This window comes from Flavobacterium sp. 40-81, assembly GCF_001898245.1.
Lineage (GTDB): Bacteria > Bacteroidota > Bacteroidia > Flavobacteriales > Flavobacteriaceae > Flavobacterium > Flavobacterium inviolabile.
In genome coordinates this window covers 1-4851 of the sequence record NZ_MKTM01000001.1, presented here as the reverse complement: position 1 = coordinate 4851, position 4851 = coordinate 1, and the positions used below count along the sequence as shown (strand labels likewise).

Annotated in this window: 2 tRNA genes and 2 rRNA genes; all 4 read left to right on the top strand. The window is 47.5% G+C overall.

The features are described from left to right. Positions 1-421: 421 nt before the first annotated feature. Positions 422-1937, top strand: a 16S ribosomal RNA gene (locus BGO42_RS00020). 85 nt (positions 1938-2022) lie between these two features. Then, positions 2023-2096 (top strand) — tRNA-Ile (locus BGO42_RS00015). 79 nt (positions 2097-2175) lie between these two features. Continuing rightward, a tRNA-Ala gene (locus BGO42_RS00010) sits at positions 2176-2249 on the top strand. A gap of 116 nt (positions 2250-2365) precedes the next feature. Next, positions 2366-4851, top strand: a 23S ribosomal RNA gene (locus BGO42_RS00005); the annotation flags it as partial.

The window sequence follows — 4851 nt, the reverse complement described above, 5'->3', positions numbered from 1 at the left end:
GAGTAAAAAGGTGCTACTTTTGCACCCGCAATCAAGGCGAAGTTCATTAGATATTGAGGTTGAATCAGGGAGAAAAAGGGATTAAATTTTTTTTCAAAAAAGATTTGGCTAAATGGAATAAAGGTTTTACCTTTGCAGCCCGCAAAAACGGGAAGTTCATTGAGAGATTGAGTAGGATTTTAAAGTTAAGAAGCTTTTGAAAAGCTTGAAAAAAAACTAAAAAAAATCTTGCGAGATTAAAAAAGGATTTCTACTTTTGCATCCGCTAACTGAAAGGCTGGCGGCTCAGAGCTGAGGCTTTGAGGGTAATAAAAAAGAAGACACGTTCATAGACATATTGGATTGACAGCATATAAAGAGAGAGTAAGATTTTTCGAGTAGAAGAATAAGCTAGAAAATTTATCGACAATATTAAAAATATACGATGAAGAGTTTGATCCTGGCTCAGGATGAACGCTAGCGGCAGGCCTAACACATGCAAGTCGAGGGGTAGAGGAAGCTTGCTTCCTTGAGACCGGCGCACGGGTGCGTAACGCGTATGCAATCTACCTTGTACAGAGGGATAGCCCAGAGAAATTTGGATTAATACCTCATAGTGTTATCGAATCGCATGGTTTGATAACTAAAGTTCCAACGGTACAAGATGAGCATGCGTCCCATTAGCTAGTTGGTGTGGTAACGGCATACCAAGGCAATGATGGGTAGGGGTCCTGAGAGGGAGATCCCCCACACTGGTACTGAGACACGGACCAGACTCCTACGGGAGGCAGCAGTGAGGAATATTGGACAATGGGCGCAAGCCTGATCCAGCCATGCCGCGTGCAGGATGACGGTCCTATGGATTGTAAACTGCTTTTATACAGGAAGAAACCCTACCACGTGTGGTAGATTGACGGTACTGTAGGAATAAGGATCGGCTAACTCCGTGCCAGCAGCCGCGGTAATACGGAGGATCCAAGCGTTATCCGGAATCATTGGGTTTAAAGGGTCCGTAGGCGGTTTAATAAGTCAGTGGTGAAAGCCCATCGCTTAACGATGGAACGGCCATTGATACTGTTAGACTTGAATTATTAGGAAGTAACTAGAATATGTAGTGTAGCGGTGAAATGCTTAGATATTACATGGAATACCAATTGCGAAGGCAGGTTACTACTAATATATTGACGCTGATGGACGAAAGCGTGGGGAGCGAACAGGATTAGATACCCTGGTAGTCCACGCCGTAAACGATGGATACTAGCTGTTGGGCGCAAGCTCAGTGGCTAAGCGAAAGTGATAAGTATCCCACCTGGGGAGTACGTTCGCAAGAATGAAACTCAAAGGAATTGACGGGGGCCCGCACAAGCGGTGGAGCATGTGGTTTAATTCGATGATACGCGAGGAACCTTACCAGGGCTTAAATGTAGAGTGACAGGACTGGAAACAGTTTTTTCTTCGGACACTTTACAAGGTGCTGCATGGTTGTCGTCAGCTCGTGCCGTGAGGTGTCAGGTTAAGTCCTATAACGAGCGCAACCCCTGTTGTTAGTTGCCAGCGAGTCATGTCGGGAACTCTAACGAGACTGCCGGTGCAAACCGTGAGGAAGGTGGGGATGACGTCAAATCATCACGGCCCTTACGTCCTGGGCTACACACGTGCTACAATGGCCGGTACAGAGAGCAGCCACTTAGCGATAAGGAGCGAATCTATAAAACCGGTCACAGTTCGGATCGGAGTCTGCAACTCGACTCCGTGAAGCTGGAATCGCTAGTAATCGGATATCAGCCATGATCCGGTGAATACGTTCCCGGGCCTTGTACACACCGCCCGTCAAGCCATGGAAGCTGGGGGTACCTGAAGTCGGTGACCGCAAGGAGCTGCCTAGGGTAAAACTGGTAACTGGGGCTAAGTCGTAACAAGGTAGCCGTACCGGAAGGTGCGGCTGGAACACCTCCTTTCTAGAGAATGATAGATATTTAGTTTATCGAAAGGGAAATATTACTCTCGCTGTTAGTTCAAATAATACACTTAAGAAAGAAACAGAGTCTCGTAGCTCAGCTGGTTAGAGTACTACACTGATAATGTAGGGGTCGGCAGTTCGAGTCTGCCCGGGACTACTATTTTGATCTTAAGAGAAGGAAATTCTGGAAGTTGGGATTCACAATTTAATTCTGAATTCGAAATTCGGGACAAATTGGGGGATTAGCTCAGCTGGCTAGAGCGCCTGCCTTGCACGCAGGAGGTCATCGGTTCGACTCCGATATTCTCCACGATTCCGAGAGGAAAAACCGTTCATTGACATATTGAGATAAGAAAATATTTAAAAAATAGAAAGCACAGTAATTTTGGGTTCTGCTAGTAATAGTAGAATTTAAGATAAAAGTACAATAAGCAAAATAAGGGCGTATGGGGGATGCCTAGGCTCTCAGAGGCGATGAAGGACGTGATAAGCTGCGAAAAGCTGCGGGGATTGGCACATACGAATTGATCCGCAGATATCCGAATGGGGCAACCCACTATGTTGAAGACATAGTACACCGATAGGTGAGTGAACCCGCTGAACTGAAACATCTAAGTAGGCGGAGGAGAAGAAAACAAAAGTGATTCCGTAAGTAGTGGCGAGCGAACGCGGATTAGCCCAAACCAATGTTGTTACGGCAATATTGGGGTTGTAGGACCACGACATTTCTTGCGGATTGAATTAGAATAACCTGGAAAGGTTAACCACAGAGGGTGATAGTCCCGTATAAGTAAGAGAAGATAAGGATAGTGGTATCCTGAGTAGGGCGGGGCACGTGAAACCCTGTCTGAATTTGGCGGGACCATCCGCTAAGGCTAAATACTCCTGAGAGACCGATAGTGAACCAGTACCGTGAGGGAAAGGTGAAAAGAACCGTGAATAACGGAGTGAAAAAGATCCTGAAACCATACGCTTACAAGCGGTCGGAGCCCTTTCGTGGGGTGACGGCGTGCCTTTTGCATAATGAGCCTACGAGTTACCGTTGCTGGCAAGGATAAGCACTTCAGGTGTGGATCCGTAGCGAAAGCGAGTCTGAATAGGGCGCCATAGTCAGTAGTGGTAGACGCGAAACCGTGTGATCTACCCATGGGCAGGATGAAGCTGTGGTAACACACAGTGGAGGTCCGAACCGGTTGACGTTGAAAAGTCTTCGGATGACCTGTGGGTAGGGGTGAAAGGCCAATCAAACTCGGAAATAGCTCGTACTCCCCGAAATGCATTTAGGTGCAGCGCTGGCTTAAGTTATATAGAGGTAGAGCTACTGATTGGATGCGGGGGCTTCACCGCCTACCAATTCCTGACAAACTCCGAATGCTATATAATGTTTACCAGCAGTGAGGGCATGGGTGCTAAGGTCCATGTCCGAGAGGGAAAGAACCCAGACCATCAGCTAAGGTCCCCAAATGTATGCTAAGTTGAAAAAACGAGGTTTGTCTGCCCAGACAGCTAGGATGTTGGCTTGGAAGCAGCCATTCATTTAAAGAGTGCGTAACAGCTCACTAGTCGAGCGGACGAGCATGGATAATAATCGGGCATAAGTATACTACCGAAGCTATGGATTTGCGATTTATTCGTAAGTGGTAGGGGAGCATTCTAACAGGGTTGAAGGTGATATGTGAGTATTGCTGGACTGGTTAGAAAAGAAAATGTAGGCATAAGTAACGATAATGCGGGCGAGAAACCCGCACACCGAAAGACTAAGGTTTCCTCAGCTATGCTAATCAGCTGAGGGTTAGTCGGGTCCTAAGGCGAACCCGAAAGGGACAGTCGATGGCCAACGGGTTAATATTCCCGTACTACTTATAATTGTGATGGAGTGACGGAGTGATGAAAGTACCGCGAACTGACGGAATAGTTCGTTAAAGCACTTAGCTATAGGCCCTGTAGGCAAATCCGCAGGGACTGGTGAAATGCGATAGTACTCGGAGTCTTCGGACAAAGAGATAGTGTACCTAAGGGCTTCCAAGAAAACCTTCTAAACTTAGATTATAAGTACCCGTACCGTAAACCGACACAGGTAGTCGAGGAGAGAATCCTAAGGTGCTCGAGAGATTCATGGCTAAGGAATTAGGCAAAATAGACCTGTAACTTCGGGAGAAAGGTCGCCAGCAGCAATGCTGGCCGCAGTGAAAAGGTCCAGGCGACTGTTTATCAAAAACACAGGGCTCTGCAAAATCGTAAGATGAAGTATAGGGCCTGACACCTGCCCGGTGCTGGAAGGTTAAGAGGAGATGTTATCTTCGGAGAAGCATTGAATTGAAGCCCCAGTAAACGGCGGCCGTAACTATAACGGTCCTAAGGTAGCGAAATTCCTTGTCGGGTAAGTTCCGACCTGCACGAATGGTGTAACGATCTGGACACTGTCTCAGCCATGAGCTCGGTGAAATTGTAGTATCGGTGAAGATGCCGATTACCCGCAGTGGGACGAAAAGACCCTGTGCACCTTTACTATAGCTTAGTATTGCCCTTGGATAAGTGATGTGTAGGATAGGTGGGAGACTATGAAGCGGCTTCGCCAGGAGTTGTGGAGTCATTGTTGAAATACCACCCTTTGCTTATCTGAGGCCTAACCCCGCGATGCGGGGGACATTGCTTGGTGGGTAGTTTGACTGGGGTGGTCGCCTCCAAAAGAGTAACGGAGGCTTCTAAAGGTTCCCTCAGCACGCTTGGTAACCGTGCGTAGAGTGCAATGGCATAAGGGAGCTTGACTGAGAGACATACAGGTCGATCAGGTACGAAAGTAGAGCATAGTGATCCGGTGGTTCCGCATGGAAGGGCCATCGCTCAAAGGATAAAAGGTACGCCGGGGATAACAGGCTGATCTCCCCCAAGAGCTCATATCGACGGGGGGG